Genomic DNA, 18077 nt, shown 5'->3' with positions numbered 1-18077 from the left:
GCGTGTTAGCTGCCCTGCATGCTATCCGGCGGGTGTATTAGCCTTGGTCCATGCGTATCGCCCGGTTTGTGCTCAATGATGATCCAGCGTTCGGCCTTGTAGAGGGCCCTGAAGGGGAAGAGGAAGTAGCCGTAATCAGCGGCGACCCGTTCTACGGCGGTGTTCAACCGACGGGGGTGCGGCACGCGCTGGAAGAAGTCCGGCTTCTTGCACCCGTGATCCCACGCAGCAAAGTCATCGGCATCGGTCGGAACTATGCCGATCACGCTGCCGAACTGGGTAACGAGGTGCCGCCCGCGCCGCTGATGTTCCTCAAGCCGAACACGTCGGTCATCGGCCCCGGTGACCCGGTGGTCCTGCCGTCCTTCTCCGAGGAAATCTCGTATGAGTCGGAGCTCGCCGTGGTCATCGGACGGATCTGCAAGGACGTACCGGTGGAGCGCGTGGATGATGTCATTTTTGGCTACACCTGTGCCAATGACCTCACTGCGCGGGACATCCAGAAGACCGACAACCAATGGGCCAGGGCAAAAGGGTTCGACACTTCCTGCCCGATCGGTCCGTGGATCGAGACGGAACTCGATACAGAGAACCTTGCTGTGCGCGGACGCCTCGACGGGGAGCTCAAACAGGACGGTTCCACCAACCAGATGATTTGGGGCGTCAGGGATCTGGTGTCCTACGTGTCGCAGGCGTTCACCCTCCTGCCGGGAGACATCATCCTTACGGGCACTCCCGCAGGGGTGGGCCTCATCAGGGAAGGGCAGCGTTACGAGGTGGAAATCGAGGGCATCGGGCGGTTGTCCAACCCGGTCCGCCGCTAGGGACCCTGCCGCCAGGGATCCTGCCGGTCGGCTCACCGTCGGACAGTAGACTGGGCTCCATCATGACTACTGCTTCCCTCCCCACTGTCACACCCGAAACTCCTGTACGGGTTCGCTTCTGCCCTTCCCCCACAGGCGTGCCGCACGTCGGTCTGATCAGGACCGCCCTATTCAACTGGGCGTATGCCAGGCATACCGGCGGAACAATGGTGTTTCGAATCGAGGACACTGACGCGGCCCGCGACAGTGAGGAAAGCTACGAGCAGCTTCTCGACGCACTGAAGTGGCTGGGGATTGACTGGGATGAAGGCGTTGAGGTCGGCGGACCGCACGGACCCTACCGTCAGTCGCAGCGAAGCGGGATCTACCAGGATGTCATTGCCCGGCTGGTCGCGGCAGGCCACCTCTACGAGTCGTACTCGACCCCTGATGAGGTGGAGGAGCGGCACAGAAGCGCAGGCCGTGACGTCAAGCTCGGGTACGACAACTATGACCGGGACCTCACCGAGGAACAGAAGGCGGCCTACAAGGCCGCAGGAAAGCCCGCTGTGCTGCGTCTTCGCATGCCGGATGAGGATATTACGTTCACCGATCTGGTCCGGGGCGAGATCACCTTCGCCGCCGGCAGCGTTCCGGACTTCGCGGTAGTCCGCGCGAACGGCGCTCCGCTCTATACGCTGGTCAACCCGGTGGACGACGCCCTCATGGGTATCACCCATGTGCTGCGCGGCGAGGACCTGCTGTCTTCAACGCCACGACAGGTGGCACTGTACCGGGCACTGATCGACATTGGCGTAGCGCGGCATATGCCACTCTTCGGTCACTTGCCCTATGTCATGGGACAGGGCAACAAGAAGCTCTCCAAGCGCGATCCCGAGTCCAATCTGTTCCTGCACAGGGAGCGCGGGTTCATCCCTGAAGGGCTGCTCAACTATCTCTCGCTGCTGGGCTGGTCGCTGAGCGCTGATGAGGACATCTTCACGGTGGATGAGCTTGTCGCGAAGTTCGACGTGCAGGACGTGCTCGCCAACCCCGCCCGCTTCGATGTGAAGAAGGCGGAGGCGATCAACGGATCCCACGTGCGACTGCTGGACCCGGAGGACTTCCGGATGCGGCTGCTCCCGTACCTGCAGTCGGCCGGACTGATCAAGCAGACCCTCGGTCCACGCGAGCTCGCGATCCTCACGGAAGCTGCGCCGCTGATCCAGGAACGGATCACCCTCCTCGGTGAGGCCCCGGAGATGATCGGCTTCCTGTTCCGCCCGGACAGCGAGATCGGGATCGCCGAAGACGCCCGCAAGGCATTGCCGGGGAACTATAAGGAGGTTCTCGCCGCTGCGCTCCGCGCCCTCGAGGAGGCGGAATGGACCGCGGAGTCCCTTCAGGCGGCCCTGCGCGCTGTGCTCGTGGATGAGCTGGGGCTTAAGCCCCGGGTAGCCTTCGGGCCTGTCCGCACTGCCGTTTCCGGGCGGAGGATTTCACCTCCCCTGTTTGAGTCCATGGTGATCCTCGGCAGGGAATCGTCCCTGGCCCGTGTGAGGGCATTGTATGAAGAGTGAGTCCGGCGCCCCGATCCAGGGCGTCCTGTTCGACATCGATGACACCCTCGTGGACCTTGAGACTGCGATGGGCAGGACTCTGCACCACGTCGGCGCGGATACACTGGCGCACCTGACCGAGGCGGAGTGGGCAGAGTACAAGCAGTTGTACACCCAGGACCCGCACGGCTACTACGACGAATACCTGGCTGGAAAGCTGAGTTTTGTGGAGCAACGGCTCCACCGGGCACGGCATGCGCAGGCCGCCTTCCTTGCTGAACCCCTTGAGGGTGAGGCTGCGGTGCGGTGGAACAACGCTTATGAAGCCATCCTGCCGCTGCATTTCGAACCGTACGACGACGTCATCCCTGTCCTCGACGAGCTGGACCGCCAGGGCATTCCTTACGGTGCCGTCAGCAACAACGTGCACGACTATCAGCGCGCCAAGCTCGACAAGGCCGGCCTGCAGCGGGTCGCCGCGCTCGTCGGCATTGATGCGGTGGGCGTCGCCAAGCCCGATCCGGCGATCTACCTCGAGGGTGCGCGCCGTCTGGGCACGGAACCGTCACGGACCCTGTACGTGGGCGACAATCCGGTACTCGACGCCGAGGGGGCGGATGCGGCAGGGCTGGTTGGAGTGTGGCTGGACCGTCGGGGCGGGCAGGAAACCACGAGCGTCCGCCGTCGGATCACCACTCTGACCGACGTTTTGCGCATCATGCAGGGAATCCGGTAAAGTCGTATCTCGGCGCGGACGGGGTTGACCTGCTGCGAAGCAGGGAAAAGCCGCCGGAAAGTGCCATTGGGGTATGGTGTAATTGGCAACACATTGGTTTCTGGTACCAACATTCTAGGTTCGAGTCCTGGTACCCCAGCGCTGTATATACGGCATAAGTTGAGCAGATTGCCCGGCATAAATCGGGTAGCGGCTCAATTTGGCCCACAGCATCGGATGTGAAACAATCATCTAGCTCGTTTGGCGGGAAAACCGCCAGGCAGCACAGTACTGGCCCCATCGTATAGCGGCCTAGTACGCCGCCCTCTCACGGCGGTAACGCGGGTTCGAATCCCGCTGGGGTCACAAAGGTTCCGCCTCAACCGTTCGGTTGGGGCGGAATTTCGTTTAACCGGCCAGCCTCCCCGATATCCCTGAGAAGTCCCCCGGAGCTGGCATGATGGGACCATGGATGCCTCGCTGCCGGACGCCGATGCTGCGGGGCTCGTCAATCTGCTGGGCAATGTCCGCGAAACGCTTGGGCGCCTGACCTTCCCTCTGGAATCTCCGGGAGCCGCCGACGCCCGGCGGGAGACTCTAGCGGCCGCGGCCCAGCTCGATGATTACATCCTGCCCCGCATCGAGAGCCTCGACGCACCGCTGCTCGCCGTGGTCGGTGGTTCCACCGGGGCGGGTAAATCCACCCTGGTCAATGCGTTGGTGGGACACCCGGTGACCCGGTCGGGTGCAATAAGGCCCACCACACGCCAGCCGATCCTGCTGCACCATCCCGCAGAGGGGCACTGGTTCGCTGATGACCGCGTGCTGCCGACGCTGAGCCGGCAACGCGCCGTCGTCGTCGGTGCGGATGCACAGGCCGTGCCGGCCTCGCAGATCGCGCTGGCGGACGAGGCCGGCAGCGCAGCCCAGCTGCTGCTGCAGCCTGACGCGACAATTCCGCAGGGACTGGCCCTGCTGGATGCACCGGATATTGATTCGATCGCTGATGAGAACCGCCGTCTCGCCTCCCAACTGCTGGCGGCGGCTGACCTGTGGCTGTTCGTCACCACCGCCAACCGTTATGCCGACGCCGTTCCCTGGCATCTGCTGCGGGAAGCGGCCCAGCGGGACATCCTGCTCGCCGTCGTTCTTGACAGGGTTCCGCACGGCGTGGAGGAGGAAATCCGGGCCGACCTGCACGCGCTGCTCGCTGCTGAGCAGCTGGGGCACGCGCCGATCTTCGTGATACCCGAGGAGCGGCTCGACGGGCTCGGCATGCTTCCCGCCGAGAGCGTGGACCCGCTCCGCCGCTGGCTCGGGGCTATCTCCGCGGATGCCGAGGGACGGCGGGACATCGCACGGCGCACTCTCGAAGGAGCGTTGCGCGCACTTGGCCGCCGGGTGGAGAAGGTGGCGGACGCTGCTGACGATCAGGCCGAAACAGCCGGACGCCTGGAGGAAGCAGCCCGTTTGTCCTACGCCGCCGCGCTCGAAGCCGTGCTTGAGTCGACCAAGGACGGCGCCCTGCTTCGTGGCGAGGTACTGGCGCGCTGGCAGGACTTCGTCGGCACGGGCGAGTTCATGCGCGGCCTCGAATCCAGGGTCGGCCGGATCCGGGACCGTATCGGCGGTTACCTCACGGGCAAGCCGCCGCGCGCGGTCACTGTTGAAACCGCCATCGAAAGCGGGCTGCAGACCGTGATCGTGGAGGAAGCCGCCAAGGCCGCTGACCAGACCGAACGCCAGTGGCGCGCCGAGCCCGCGGGGCGCGCGCTCCTGGCCCCGGGTGAACCCGTGATGTCGTCCGGGTTCACGGACACCGTTGCGCGTGAAATCCGCGCCTGGCAGAAGGACCTGCTTGATCTCGTCCGGTCCGAAGGCGCTGACAAGCGGTTCGCGGCGCGGATGCTCTCGTTCGGTGTCAACGGCGTGGCCGTCGCCCTGATGATCGTGGTGTTTGCATCCACGGCAGGCCTAACCGGAGGTGAGGTTCTCATCGCGGGAGGTTCCGCCGTCGTCGGGCAGAAGCTACTGGAAGCGATCTTCGGCGAAGATGCCGTGCGGCGGCTCACCAGGACGGCCCGCAGGCAGCTGCAGCAGCGTTGCGAGACGCTCATGGACGCGGAACGGGAGCGCTTCACCGACCGTCTGCGCGTCCTCACGGATGAGCCGTCATCGGAACACCTGCGCGCTCTGGCCGTCAGCCTGACCGAGCGCCGTTCCGTGGCGGAGGACCTCCGGAAGAATGATCAGGCGCCGGAGGACGGGACGTGAGCCGTCACCGCGGGGCGGCGTCATCGTCCCGCCTCCAGGAACGCCTCGAGGCCGTCAACGAGGCCCGCGAACTCGCCGAGGGCCGGGTCGATGAAGACCAACTCGGCGCCGTCTATGACGTCCTCGACCGCGCGAGCTCACGCAGGTCGCTCTCCGCGGCGCATACCGTCGTCGGAATCTTCGGACCGACGGGCAGCGGAAAGTCATCGCTGCTGAATGCGCTGACGGGGACGGACCTTGCGCGCGTCACCGCCCGCCGGCCTACCACCGCTGAACCACTGGCCGTGATCTGGGGCGAGGAGGGCAGCGCCGACCTCCTCGACTGGCTCCAGGTACAGAACCGGCACGTCATGCCCGACGGTGCGCCGCTGCTGGTTCCCGCGCGCAACGGGCGCCGGGGGAACCCGAACGAGGGTGTCGAGGGTGGACTGATCCTGCTCGACCTGCCTGACTTCGATTCGACCGCGCTCGGCCATCGTGCCATCGTGGAGCGGCTCGCGGGCCAGGTGGACGTGCTGCTGTGGGTCACGGACCCGCAGAAGTATGCCGACGCTGCGCTGCACCGGGAGTTCCTGGAACCGCTGGCAACCCATGAGTCCGTCATCCTGGTGGCGCTGAACCAGTCCGACAGGCTCTCCGAGGCCGACCTCACGCAGGTGAACCGGTCGCTGAAGGGGATCCTCGCTGCCGAAGGACACGGTTCCGCGGTGGTGCACGCTATTTCCGCCGTCACCGGGAGGGGCCTGGATGGCCTCGCGGAGGAAATCCGCGCTATCGTCCGCCGCAAGGAAGCCGCAACCGGGCGGCTGTCCGCGGACGTCGACGTAGCGGTCGAATCCCTCCGCCGGTTCACCGGACCCGAACTGGCGGGCCCGTCAAAGACAACCCGCACCGCGCTGGCGGACCGCCTGGCCGGGGCGACCGGCGCCGATGCGGTGATTGACGCCGTCGTACGTTCCTACCGCCGGGATGCCCACTCCGTCACCGGGTGGCCGGTGACGCGCTGGCTCGGAAAACTCCGTGCCGACCCGCTACGGCGGCTGAACCTCCGGCGCAGCGACGTGGGGGACTTCGTGGGTCGAACCTCCCTGCCGGAACCCGGACCCGCCCAGCGCGCCTCCGTCGACCGGGCGCTGCGCACCTTCGGTGAAGAGCTTTCCTCCGGCGCGGTGGAGCCATGGCGCACGGCCATCAGGGATGCCGCGAGGAGCCCTGAGCCGGAACTGCTCGAGCGGCTGGATGAAGCCGTTGCCCGCACTGACTTCCAGTCAGGGTCCCGCGCCTGGTGGTGGCCGGTTGCGGGAGTGCTGCAATGGCTCTTCCTCGCCGCCATGGTGGTTGGTATCGGCTGGCTCGCCCTGCTGGCGGGCCTGGCGTTCCTGCAGTTCCCGGTGCCCGAGTCGCCGACCGTCGAAGGGATCCCGGTCCCGACCCTGCTGGCACTCGGGGGAGTGGCTGCCGGTATTGCACTCGGCATTCTGTGCGCGGCGCTGGCGCGGCTTGGGGCGCGCAGGCGCGGAAAGCGCGTACGACGCCGGCTGGTTGGGTCGATCGGCGAGACCACGGATGCGGTGGCCGTCGGGCCCGTGGCGGCGGAGATAGACCGTTACAACGGCTTTGTGCGCGCCGTGCACACCGCGGGTGCACGCCGGTAGTCATTCCCGAAGAGCTGCGAGTACCTTGAGAACGGTCCGCAGGTTGCGGGTGGTTGTTGTGCTGCGGATCCGTGCGCGGTTGGAGAAGGCATTGAGCGGGCTGTCCAGTGTGCCTCCCTTGGGTGCCTGCCAGGCGAGCGCTGTTGAGTCCAGGGCCTGGCACGGCTCGCCGGCAGAACGAGCAAACTCAAGCATTTCGTCCAGGGCTGCCGGATCCGAAAAGAGCGTGAGGTAGGTATGCCTGGCGGGATCGTCCGGAGGGAAGGAACACTGCGCAACAATGCCCTCCAGCGTGCGGAACTCCAGCACCACCACCCAGGCGTCATATCCGAACCGCTCCCGGAGGAGCTGTTCGCTGTTGGACTTCAGCTCATCAGCGGTGAGGCCGCTGGTGCAGACCACATTCCCGGAGGCGAGCAGGGTCTTCACCCCTGAGACGGGGAGGGACTCGAATGCCTGTCGGAGCTCCGCGGATCTGATCGTGATTCCGCCAATATTCACGCCCCTGAGGAACACCGCGTATCTGGCCATGGCCACAGCGTAACGCCGTCATTCCCCAAATTTTGTGCAGATTTGGCGGCTTCTACGACTGGAAAGCCGCCAGAGGTGCGCGAAATTTCCGTTACTCGGCGGACTTGCTGACCGCATTGGTGAGCTGCTGCGCGGCGTTCACCACAACTTCGGCATGGATCCGTCCGGGTTGCCGGGTCAGGCGCTCGATGGGACCGGAGATTGAAACTGCAGCGATCACACGCCCCGACGGTCCGCGCACCGGAGCGGACACCGAGGCCACGCCGGCCTCCCGTTCCCCGAGGCTCTGTGCCCAGCCACGACGCCGCACGCCGGCCAGGACAGTAGGCGTGAAACGCGCGTTCTGCAGGCCCTTGAGCAGCCGGTCATGGTCCTCCCAGGCGAGAAGACACTGTGCGGCCGAGCCGGCTCGCATGGACAGCTGTGTTCCCACCGGGATGGTGTCGCGGAGACCGATCGGACGTTCTGCGGATGCAACACAGACACGGGCATCACCCTGCCGCCGGAAGAGCTGCGCGCTCTCGCCGGTCGCATCCCGCAGCTGGAGGAGGACCGGTCCTGCGGAGGCGATCAACCGGTCCTCGCCGGCGGCGGACGCAAGTTCAACAAGCCGGCTTCCCAGCACAAAGCGGCCCTGCATGTCCCTGCTGACCAGCCGGTGGTGGACAAGGGCCAGGGCAAGCCGATGCACGGTGGGGCGCGCCAGACCGGTGGAAGTCACGAGCTGGGCGAGCGTCGTGGGACCGGCCTCCAGCGCGTCGAGTACAAGAGCCGCTTTATCAATCACGCCGACGCCACTAGAATTGTCCATAACTTGATATTGCCGTCTCATTATCTGAGACGCAAGTGATTGGGGTGGCGCGCACCGAAGCCCTCCTGCTTCAGTTATTGGAAGATCCACACGAAGGCACGCGGAGGAACCGGCCATGGGCAAGACGCTCGCAGAGAAAGTCTGGGAATCGCATATTGTGCGCAGGGGGGAGGTCGTCAACGGCCAGGCCGAACCCGACCTGCTCTACATCGATCTGCACCTCGTTCACGAGGTGACCTCGCCGCAGGCCTTTGAGGGACTTCGCCTGGCCGGCAGGAAGCTTCGGCGGCCTGACCTGACGATCGCCACCGAGGACCACAACACCCCGACGATCAACATCGACCGTCCCATCGCCGATCCCACCAGCCGCACGCAGATCGAGACTCTCCGCGCGAACTGCAGGGAGTTCGGCGTCCGGCTGCATTCCCTGGGGGACGCACAGCAGGGGATCGTGCACATCATCGGCCCGCAGCTCGGCCTGACCCAGCCCGGCATGACAGTGGTCTGCGGTGATTCGCACACCTCGACCCACGGCGCCTTCGGCTCACTGGCCATGGGCATCGGCACCTCGGAGGTGGAGCATGTCATGGCCACCCAGACGCTGCCGCTGACACCGTTCAAGACCATGGCAATCAATGTCGAGGGAACCCTCAAGCCAGGTGTGACGTCCAAGGACATCATCCTCGCCGTGATCGCCAAGATCGGCACCGGCGGAGGCCAGGGCTACGTCCTGGAGTACCGCGGCTCGGCGATCAGGGCACTGTCCATGGACGCGCGCATGACCATCTGCAACATGTCCATCGAGGCCGGGGCACGCGCCGGAATGGTTGCTCCGGACGAGACAACGTTCGAGTACCTGCTGGGCCGCCCTCATGCACCACAGGGAGCTGACTGGGATGCCGCCGTCGAGTACTGGCGGACACTGCGGACGGATGACGACGCCACCTTTGATGCAGAGGTCTTCCTCGATGCCAATGAGCTCGAGCCCTTTGTCACCTGGGGAACCAACCCGGGTCAGGGCGTGTCGCTCAGCCAGTCTGTGCCGGCTCCCGATGACTTCGCTGACGAGAATGAAAAGGCGGCCTGCAAGCGCGCGCTCGATTACATGGCCCTCGAGGCCGGTACGCCGATGAAGGACATCCGGGTGGATACTGTCTTCCTCGGTTCCTGCACCAACAGCCGCGTTGAGGATCTGCGGCTCGCCGCGGACATCATCCGCGGACGGCAGAAGGATCCAAACATCCGCATGATGGTGGTGCCCGGATCCGCCCGCGTGCGTCTTGAGGCGGAAGCTGAGGGTCTGGACAAGGTTTTCAAGGATTTCGGCGCCGAATGGCGTTTCGCCGGATGCTCAATGTGCCTGGGCATGAACCCGGACCAACTGGCGCCGGGAGAGCGGTGTGCGTCCACGTCGAACCGCAACTTCGAGGGGCGGCAGGGCAAGGGCGGTCGCACGCACCTCGTCTCGCCGGTGGTGGCTGCCGCCACCGCGGTGCGCGGCACCCTCAGTTCCCCTTCAGACCTGGACCCCGTACCGCCGGCAGCGGCACTGCCCGCCGACGACGGCACCACCAGCCACGCTGCCTGACACTTTGCACGAGGGGCACACCCTCATAAGGAGCACCATGGAAAAGATCACCACCCATACCGGCATCGGCGTTCCGCTGCGGCAGAGCAATGTGGACACCGACCAGATCATCCCTGCGGTCTACCTCAAGCGGATCACGCGGACCGGCTTCGAGGACGCCCTGTTCGCTGCCTGGCGGAAGGACGAAAACTTCATCCTGAACCGGGAACCGTTCAACCGCGGGTCGGTGCTGGTCGCCGGACCCGACTTCGCCACGGGTTCCTCCCGGGAACACGCAGTATGGGCGCTGAAGGACTTCGGCTTCAGGGCGGTACTTTCCTCCCGTTTCGCCGACATCTTCCGCGGGAACTCGGGCAAGCAGGGCCTCGTCGCCGCGCAGGTGGCCCAGGACGACATCGAGCTGATCTGGAAGGAACTGGAAAACCATCCGGGCACGGAGATCACCGTTGACCTCGAGGCGCGCCTGGTGACGTGCGGCTCCATCGTCGCCCCCTTCCAGATTGACGACTACACGCGGTGGCGCCTCCTGGAAGGTCTCGATGACATCGGACTGACCCTGCGCCATGAGGAGGCCATCACCGCGTACGAAGCCACGCGACCCGGATTCAAACCCACCACGCTGCCCGCCCGCACCTAGCCTGGCCGCCCGTGCAGGCAACGTACTGCGGGCAACGCACTGCAGGAAGGCCGGTGCAAGCAAGATCACGCACCGCGAGCGGAATGCTGGGTGGAACCGCGCTGTTTGCACCCTCTGAGGGGCCGTACCGGCCCCAGTCCGGTCCAACACGGCCCCGTGCGGCCGGCGTCGGTATTTCAGTCTGGTAACAGTAGCTCCTATGCTTAGCAGGAGTCTTATCTGCTGTTGGGGCTTACACGTTGAAGGAAATAGGTGTTCATGGGTAGCGTTCTGACAATCCGTGGTGGTGTCCCTCTCGCAGGCAAGGTGACCGTCCGCGGCGCCAAGAACCTGGTGCCGAAGGCTATGGTCGCGGCGCTGCTGGGAAGCGCACCGTCGGTGCTGAGGAACGTCCCTGAAATCAAGGACGTCGATGTCGTCACCAGCCTGCTGAAGCTGCACGGCGTCGAGGTGACCAAGGATCCCGTGACCGGTGATCTGACCATGGACCCGGCCAACGCCATGATGGCGGCGTCCAAGGACATCGACGCCCACGCCGGGGACTCCAGGATTCCCATCCTTTTCTGCGGCCCGCTCATGCACAGCATCGGCGAGGCATTCATTCCCGACCTCGGCGGATGCAAGATCGGTGACCGCCCGATCGACTACCACCTGCAGGTGCTCCGGAACTTCGGTGCCGTCGTGGACAAGCGTCCGGGCGGAATTTCGATTTCGGCTCCCAAGGGGCTCCACGGAGCAAAACTGGAGCTGCCGTACCCCAGCGTCGGAGCCACCGAGCAGGTCCTCCTCACGGCTACCCGCGCCGAGGGCATCACGGAACTGAGCGGTGCCGCCGTCGAGCCGGAGATCATGGACCTCATCGCCGTCCTGCAGAAGATGGGCGCCATCATCACGGTGCAGACCGACAGGACCATCCGGATCGAAGGTGTCGAGGAACTTGGCGGCTTCAACCACAAAGCCATCTCCGACCGCAACGAAACCGCGTCCTGGGCATCGGCGGCGCTGGTCACCCGCGGCGACATCTACGTCGAGGGCGCGCGTCAGCTGGACCTCACAGCATTCCTGAACACCTACCGCAAAATCGGAGGCGCCTTCGACGTCACCGATGACGGCATCCGCTTCTACCACCCGGGCGGCAAGCTTTCACCGCTGGTGCTGGAGACGGATGTCCACCCGGGCTTCATGACGGACTGGCAGCAGCCGCTGGTGGTTGCGCTGACGCAGGCCGAGGGCGTTTCGATCGTCCACGAAACCGTCTACGAGAACCGGTTCGGTTTCACCGATGCGCTGGTGCGTATGGGCGCGAACATCCAGGTGCACCGTGAGTGCCTCGGCAGTGTTCCCTGCCGCTTCGGCCAGCGGAACTTCCTGCACTCAGCAGTCATCTCCGGCCCGGTGCAGCTGCACGGTACGGACATCGACGTACCCGATCTCCGCGGCGGCTTCAGCCACCTCATCGCTGCCCTGGCAGCGAACGGAACCTCCCGGGTAACCGGCATCGAGCTGATCAACCGTGGCTACGAGCGCTTCCAGGACAAGCTCGAGGGCCTCGGAGCGGACTTCGACGTGACGGAATCGGCAGATGCAGGAACAGGCCGCTAGACGCGGCCGTACACCAGCATGACTGAACCCGCCTCGTCCCGCGCCACCTTCGCGGTGCTCGGAGTCATCCTCCGGCCGCTGATGAACGCAATGATGTCCAAGGAGTGGAAGGGCGCCGAGAACCTTCCGCGGAACACCGGCTTTATTGTCTGCCCCAACCATGTGACGGAAATCGATCCCATCGTGATCGGGCATTTTCTCTACAACCACAAGGTGATGCCCCACTTCCTGGCCAAGGCGTCGCTGTTCAAGGTTCCGGTCCTGGGTGCGGTGCTGCGCGCCACCATGCAGGTGCCGGTGGAACGCACGACGGCGGGGGCAAACCGCTCGCTCGATGTGGCCAAGGAGGCTATCGAGGGCGGCGGCGGAATCATCATCTATCCGGAGGGCACCCTCACCCGGGATCCGGACATGTGGCCCATGAAGGGGCGCACCGGGGCGGCGCGTCTGGCACTGCAGACCGGAGCACCGGTTGTCCCCATCGCCCATTGGGGAGCGCACGAGGTCTTTCCGCGGTACGCGAAGCGGCTCTACCTGTTCCCCCGCAAGACGTCCCGGGTGCTCGTCGGCAAGCCGGTGGACCTGTCGGAGTTCAGGGACGGACCGATCACCCGCACAACCCTCGATGCGGCAACCAACAGGATCATGGATGCGCTGACAGAGCTGGTCGGCGAGCTGCGCGGTGAAACACCGCCGGCTGAGCGCTGGGACCCGGCGGCGAAAAACCAGAAGCAGGTGGGCCGGAACTTCGAGTCCCCTGCGGGTGAGGGCCAGTGACGCGTCGGCCTCCCGCCGTCGTCGCCGTCCTTGGAGCCGGCAGCTGGGGTACCACGTTCGCAAAGATTCTTGCGGATGCCGGCGAGCCGCACGGCACCAGCATCCGGCTGTGGGCGCGCCGCGAGAATATTGCTGACGAGATCAATACCCGGCACACCAACAGTCGCTACCTGTCGGAGACCGTGCTGCCTTCCAGCATCACCTGCTCCACCGACGTCGCCGCCGTTCTTGAGGGTGCCGAGGTGGTGGTGATCGCCGTGCCGGCGCAGTCCCTCCGTTCGCAGCTGTCGGACTGGAAGCCGCTGATCTCGCCCGACGCCGTGGTGGTCTCGCTGATGAAGGGCCTGGAGGTGGGCACCGATGACCGCATGAGCCAGGTGCTCGCGCAGGAACTCGGGCTGCCGGAGGGTCGTATCGCTGTCGTGTCGGGGCCCAACCTGGCCATGGAAATTGCGCGCTGCGAGCCCACAGCGTCAGTGGTCGCATGCCCGGACGCGGATGTGGCCACCTGGATCGCCGCGGCATGCACCACCACCTACTTCCGCCCGTACACCAACACTGATGTTGTCGGTGTGGAAATCGGCGGCATCGTCAAGAACGTCATTGCCCTCGCGGTTGGTATCTGCGAAGGCAAGCAGATGGGGGACAACACCAAGGCCTCCGTCATCACGCGCGGCCTCACCGAGACCACCCGGCTGGCTGTCGCTCTGGGCGGAGAACCTGAGACCCTCTCCGGGCTCGCCGGCATGGGGGACCTGATCGCAACCTGTTCCTCCTCCCTCTCGCGCAATCACACCGCCGGCAGGCTGCTCGGCCAGGGGCTCACCCTGGACGAGGTGACGGCCCACATGAACCAGACTGCGGAGGGCATTAAATCCGCGCAGGCGGTGGCGGACCTCGCGCGCCAGCTGGGGGTCTATATGCCGATTACGGATAGTGTTGTTGCCGTACTTCAGGGGAACCTGTCGGTACACGACCTTGGCCCGCGACTGCTGGCCCGCGAACTGAAATCCGAAGGCTGAACGTGACCCCACCTGCCAAGCCCCGTGTCCTCGTGCTGTTCGGCGGCCGTTCGAGTGAGCATGCCGTCAGCTGCGTGACCGCAGCCGGTGTGCTCGAGGCGATCGACCGGGACAAGTACGACGTCGTGCCCGTCGGCATTGCAAAAAACGGCCAGTGGTCGCTGGTGTCCTCGGACCCTGCCCAGTGGTCGCTGCGTTCGGCGGTGCTTCCGGAAGTACCGGTGTCACCGGAGCCGGTGGTGCTCGCGACAGCCTCTGACGGTGGAGCCGCGCAGGAACTCGTCGCCACCGGGGCGGAACAGATGCCCCGCAGCCTGGGGGCCGTCGACGTCGTCCTTCCGCTGCTTCACGGGCCCTTCGGTGAGGACGGCACGCTGCAGGGCCTGCTGGAGATGGCCGATGTGCGCTACGTCGGCGCCGGTGTGCTGGCGTCTGCCGTTGGGATGGACAAGCACTACATGAAGGTCGTGTTCGCCTCCGCCGGTTTGTCCGTCGGGCCCTATGAAGTTCTTACTGACAGGCAGTGGACCCGGGACCGCTCAGCCTGCCTGGAGCGTGCCGCACGGCTCGGCTATCCCGTCTTCGTCAAACCGGCCCGCGCGGGCTCATCCATGGGGATCTCCCGCGCAACGTCGCCCGCCGAGCTCGAAGCCGCGGTTGAGCATGCCAGGGAGTTCGACCCGAAGGTGATCGTCGAGGCAGGGATCGTGGGTCGGGAGATCGAGGTGGCGGTCCTGCAGGGCCGGGGCACGGATGAACCGCGCACCAGCCTGCCGGGCGAGATCGCCGTCCAGCCCGGCGAACACGAGTGGTATGACTTCGAGGCGAAGTACGTTGACGGTTCTGCAGCCGAGCTGAGCTGCCCGGCCGACCTGCCGCCCTATGTCACTGACCGGGTCCGGGAGCTCGCTGCCCGCGCCTTCGACGCTCTCGGGACCGAGGGGCTTTCCCGCGTCGATTTCTTCTACACGCCCGCCGGCGAGCTCATCATCAATGAAATCAACACCATGCCGGGCTTCACCCCCATCAGCATGTACCCCCAGATGTGGGCCAAGTCCGGTCTGACCTACACAGAGCTGATCGACGAACTCATCGGGCTGGCACTCGAACGCAAGACGGGCCTTCGCTAGTTCCGGCGGGGTTCAGGCCATGACGGAGCCGAAGCGGCCAACGCTGCGGGACATCGCGCAGGCGGCCGGCCTGTCGAAGGCCGCCACGTCCTATGCCCTCCGGGGCCTCCGGGGGTCGGACAGGACGGTGGCGCGTGTCCAGGCGATCGCCCGGGACATGGGCTGGTCGGCGGACCCGGCTGCACGCGCCCTCGCCGGAGGCCGCAGCGGCAACGTTGCAATCATCGGATCGCTCGGGGATCTTTGGCGGCAGGGTCTTGCTGTGATGCTGTCGGAGGCGCTCCATCAGGAGGGCCTGTTCTCGGCCATCACCGACGTCGACACCTCACCGGTGCGCGAACGGGATGCCCTGCGCTCGCTCCCGGCCCGCCGGGTCGACGCCGCCATCGTGTTTCCGGTGGATCCGTCCGCCCCGTACTGGGCCGAGGTTCCGGAGCGGATTCGCCTGGTGTCCCTGGGTGACGCACTGCCGCACCGTCCGGTTGCACGCACCGTGCTCTTCGACAACGAGACCGGGATCAGCACCGCCCTGAATCACCTCGCCGGTCTGGGCCACCGGTCGGTGGGGCTGTTGGCACCGTCGCTGCCGTCCACTCCGGGCAGGCCCGCGCAGCTCCTGGTGGAGAAACTCGGGGCGGAACTGGGACTGGACGTGGTGGTGGGGCCGTCCGCCTCCTCCGTGGCGGGAGCCGCAGAGGCGGCGGCGATCCTCCTCGCACTGCCGGCACGCCCGACGGCCCTGCTGTGCCTGAGCGACACCCTTGCCTTCGGCGCCTACCGTGCTGCGCGGAACCGTGGCCTGTCCATCCCGGGCGACGTCTCGATCCTCGGTTTCGACGACAGCGAACTGGCGCCCCTGGTCAGTCCGGAGCTGACCACCTTCGGATGGGACGAGACGGCCATCGTCGCTGCGGCCATTGACTCCGTGGTGAAGGACGAGGCCCCCGCCTCGGTTGCCATCCACCCGGAGTTTCTGGTCCGCACCTCCACCGGCCCCTGTTCAGCACCTCCGGCGACTCCGTAGGCTGGGTGGATGATCACCGTGAGCGGCTCCGTGCAGACCGACCTTCCCCCCGAACGCACCTTCGCCTACCTGTCCCAGTTCGAGCACACCAGTGAGTGGGACCCGGGCACTCCCGTGGTGGAGAAGCGGTCGCAGGGGCCGGTGGCAGTGGGTCACCGGTACCATGCCGAGGCCCTGTTCCGTGGCAAGCGGAGCTCCATCGAGTACGAGGTCATCGAACTCGGCACACGCTTCATCAAGCTCCGCGGCGAGAACAAGACTGTGGAGGCGTTCGACTCGATCGAGGTCAAACCGTCCGGCAGCGGAAGTGAAGTGACCTATACGGCGCAGTTCCGCATGAAGGGCGCGGTGAAACTGCTGCAGCCGCTGCTCCGGCCCGCGTTCAACTCGCTGCGGGATCCGGCCCTGAACGGCATGAAGCAGCGGCTGCAGTCGCTCGTCTGAGGGCCGCTCCTGCTACAGCGCGTGGATGCGCCAGGCCGCCGAGTGGATGTCACCCGGCTCCAGCACAATGAGGTCGGTTCCGGAGTTGAAGGCATCCGGAGGACACGTCATGGGCTCAGCTGCCAGGCCGAGCCGTGACACAGCCGGGTTGGGCTTGTCTGCCGTATGGATCTGCACCCAGGGGCAGGTCCGGTCGAATGTGATCGCAACGCCGCGGCCGTCCGCGGCGTGCACGGCCACCGTGGCGGTGCCGCCGTCGTCGTAATTGATGCCCGTGTAGGCGTGATCAAGGAAAGTGTCGCCGATGAGGCGTGGTTCGCGGAGGTCGAAGTGCGACGACGCCACATCCGTCAGTTCGGTGGGAATCAGCCGGTCCTCGGTTACCTGGAGGACCTTCGACGCCGGCACCTGGACCGTCCAGTCATCCACCAGCCCCTCTCCGGCGACAAGGTAGGGATGAGCCGATGATCCGTAGGGCGCTGCGGACGGTCCGGGGTTCGCTGCGGTGATGGTGGTGGTGAGGCCGTCGTCGTCGAGCGTGTACAGCACTTCGATCTCGAGGCGGAACGGGTAGCCCTTCTGCGGGATAACGGACGCTGCCAGCCGGACCGATTCGGTGCTCTGGTCCGCGAGCGTCCAGTCAACCCAGCCCAGCAGCCCATGGATGGCGTGGGAACGCTGCGGTTCCGTCAGGGCCAACTGCTGCGCTTCGCCGTTGAAGGTGTACTTGCCGTCCACCACCCGGTTGGGCCAGGGCACCAGCACCGCTCCGCGGAAGGACGGGCGGATTTCCTCGGCGTCATAGGGGACCACAAGGTCGCGGCCATCATGGCGGAAGTACCTCAGGGTTGCGCCCACGCTGGCCACGCAGGCCGTGTAGGGACCGTGCTGGAGGGTGTACTGGGTACCGGACAGGGGAGTGGAGTCGGTGGTTTTCATCGTGCCCCAGTGTAAAACGCGGGAACGACGACGGCGCTAGCCTTCGTCGGTCAGGTCCACCGTGTCGCTGAGGCTGAGACACTGTTCCGTTTGTTCGATCCGTGTGACGGGCACGCTCAGATCGACGAGCACGGTGCTGGAAGGGACCTGGTTGGGGTCGAAGAGGACCTCCACCGCGGGATTGCGGCCGTAGGTTACTGCGGTCCAGACGTCCGTGTCGGGGGACTCCCGGATGACCCAGTCGACGTCGTTGACGGACGCGCAGGCATCGGTGGTGGGTCCTGGGATTTCTACCCCGCACCGGAGCACAACCTGCGAGGGATCTCCCCACGCGGCGGTCGCCTGGCTGTTGGTTTCCCTCAACTCGTACCCGGCAACCTGGTTGGGCAGGGAGATCATGACCTCGGCGCAGCGGGGATTGGCGGCGTCGGGGGCGGCATCGACGTCGACGATGGGTGAGCAGGCGCTCAGCGACAGTGCGAGCAGTACGCCCGCGGCAGGGCGAACAGCGCGGGCGGAGAAGGGCATGCATCCCAGCCTAGCGTCGGGAGCGGGGGCGGCGTGAG

General features: G+C 65.8%; 17 protein-coding genes and 2 tRNA genes. 15 read left to right on the top strand and 4 right to left on the bottom strand.

Annotated elements, in window-relative coordinates; translation table 11 throughout:
• Positions 1-50: 50 nt before the first annotated feature.
• The 7 genes from BLS52_RS05400 to BLS52_RS05370 all read left to right on the top strand — a co-directional run bounded on the left by BLS52_RS05400 (position 51) and on the right by BLS52_RS05370 (position 7006).
• Positions 51-824: a fumarylacetoacetate hydrolase family protein gene (locus tag BLS52_RS05400; RefSeq protein WP_090584990.1), complete on the top strand. Its 774-nt coding sequence runs from the start codon at positions 51-53 to the stop codon at positions 822-824.
• 62 nt (positions 825-886) lie between these two features.
• On the top strand, positions 887-2383 hold the full coding sequence (gene gltX, locus BLS52_RS05395; RefSeq protein ID WP_090584988.1) for a glutamate--tRNA ligase: 1497 nt from the start codon (positions 887-889) through the stop codon (positions 2381-2383).
• On the top strand, positions 2373-3098 hold the full coding sequence (locus BLS52_RS05390) for an HAD family hydrolase (protein WP_090584986.1): 726 nt from the start codon (positions 2373-2375) through the stop codon (positions 3096-3098). The genes gltX and BLS52_RS05390 overlap by 11 nt, the downstream gene beginning before the upstream one ends.
• Positions 3099-3165: 67 nt before the next feature.
• Positions 3166-3237 (top strand) — tRNA-Gln (locus tag BLS52_RS05385).
• A 133-nt stretch (positions 3238-3370) separates the two neighbouring features.
• Positions 3371-3443 (top strand) — tRNA-Glu (locus BLS52_RS05380).
• Positions 3444-3545: 102 nt separating this feature from the next.
• Entirely contained in the window at positions 3546-5351 is a 1806-nt protein-coding gene (locus BLS52_RS05375; protein ID WP_090584985.1) for a dynamin family protein, read from the top strand.
• The gene (locus BLS52_RS05370; protein ID WP_090584983.1) at positions 5348-7006 is read left to right on the top strand and encodes a GTPase family protein; all 1659 of its coding nucleotides are present in this window, start codon (positions 5348-5350) and stop codon (positions 7004-7006) included. The genes BLS52_RS05375 and BLS52_RS05370 overlap by 4 nt, the downstream gene beginning before the upstream one ends.
• Here BLS52_RS05370 and BLS52_RS05365 read toward each other — a convergent pair whose 3' ends face one another.
• Both BLS52_RS05365 and BLS52_RS05360 read right to left on the bottom strand, forming a co-directional pair.
• A complete protein-coding gene (locus tag BLS52_RS05365; protein WP_090584981.1) occupies positions 7007-7537 on the bottom strand; it encodes a DUF1697 domain-containing protein in 531 nt (176 codons plus the stop codon). It abuts the gene before it with no gap.
• 91 nt (positions 7538-7628) lie between these two features.
• The gene (locus tag BLS52_RS05360) at positions 7629-8348 is read right to left on the bottom strand and encodes an IclR family transcriptional regulator (protein WP_090584979.1); all 720 of its coding nucleotides are present in this window, start codon (positions 8346-8348) and stop codon (positions 7629-7631) included.
• Positions 8349-8463: 115 nt separating this feature from the next.
• Here BLS52_RS05360 and leuC point away from each other — a divergent pair, with 115 nt between their 5' ends.
• From leuC to BLS52_RS05320, 8 genes are all read left to right on the top strand, one after another.
• Positions 8464-9936, top strand: coding sequence for a 3-isopropylmalate dehydratase large subunit (gene leuC, locus BLS52_RS05355; protein ID WP_090584978.1), 1473 nt, complete (start codon positions 8464-8466; stop codon positions 9934-9936).
• A gap of 37 nt (positions 9937-9973) precedes the next feature.
• Positions 9974-10573, top strand: a complete 600-nt coding sequence (gene leuD, locus BLS52_RS05350) for a 3-isopropylmalate dehydratase small subunit (RefSeq protein WP_090584975.1) — start codon at positions 9974-9976, stop codon at positions 10571-10573.
• Between the two features lie 258 nt (positions 10574-10831).
• Complete coding sequence (gene murA, locus BLS52_RS05345; protein ID WP_026543847.1) at positions 10832-12175, top strand: UDP-N-acetylglucosamine 1-carboxyvinyltransferase; 1344 nt, start codon at positions 10832-10834, stop codon at positions 12173-12175.
• An 18-nt stretch (positions 12176-12193) separates the two neighbouring features.
• Positions 12194-12952, top strand: coding sequence for a lysophospholipid acyltransferase family protein (locus tag BLS52_RS05340; RefSeq protein WP_090584973.1), 759 nt, complete (start codon positions 12194-12196; stop codon positions 12950-12952).
• Positions 12949-13974, top strand: coding sequence for an NAD(P)H-dependent glycerol-3-phosphate dehydrogenase (locus BLS52_RS05335; RefSeq protein ID WP_090584971.1), 1026 nt, complete (start codon positions 12949-12951; stop codon positions 13972-13974). Before BLS52_RS05340 ends, BLS52_RS05335 begins: the two co-directional genes overlap by 4 nt.
• The gene (locus BLS52_RS05330; RefSeq protein ID WP_425425030.1) at positions 13971-15104 is read left to right on the top strand and encodes a D-alanine--D-alanine ligase family protein; all 1134 of its coding nucleotides are present in this window, start codon (positions 13971-13973) and stop codon (positions 15102-15104) included. The genes BLS52_RS05335 and BLS52_RS05330 overlap by 4 nt, the downstream gene beginning before the upstream one ends.
• A gap of 19 nt (positions 15105-15123) precedes the next feature.
• Positions 15124-16128, top strand: a complete 1005-nt coding sequence (locus BLS52_RS05325; RefSeq protein ID WP_090584967.1) for a LacI family DNA-binding transcriptional regulator — start codon at positions 15124-15126, stop codon at positions 16126-16128.
• Positions 16129-16137: 9 nt separating this feature from the next.
• On the top strand, positions 16138-16572 hold the full coding sequence (locus tag BLS52_RS05320; RefSeq protein ID WP_090584965.1) for an SRPBCC family protein: 435 nt from the start codon (positions 16138-16140) through the stop codon (positions 16570-16572).
• Positions 16573-16584: 12 nt separating this feature from the next.
• Here the strand turns inward: BLS52_RS05320 and BLS52_RS05315 are convergent, their stop codons facing one another.
• Complete coding sequence (locus tag BLS52_RS05315) at positions 16585-17511, bottom strand: aldose 1-epimerase family protein (RefSeq protein ID WP_090584963.1); 927 nt, start codon at positions 17509-17511, stop codon at positions 16585-16587.
• Between the two features lie 36 nt (positions 17512-17547).
• Entirely contained in the window at positions 17548-18039 is a 492-nt protein-coding gene (locus tag BLS52_RS05310) for a DUF3515 domain-containing protein (RefSeq protein ID WP_035777515.1), read from the bottom strand.
• Positions 18040-18077: the final 38 nt, after the last annotated feature.

Source organism: Arthrobacter subterraneus (assembly GCF_900099735.1).
In the GTDB taxonomy this organism is placed as follows: Bacteria; Actinomycetota; Actinomycetes; order Actinomycetales; family Micrococcaceae; genus Arthrobacter_D; species Arthrobacter_D subterraneus.
This window is presented reverse-complemented; position numbering and strand designations above follow the sequence as displayed.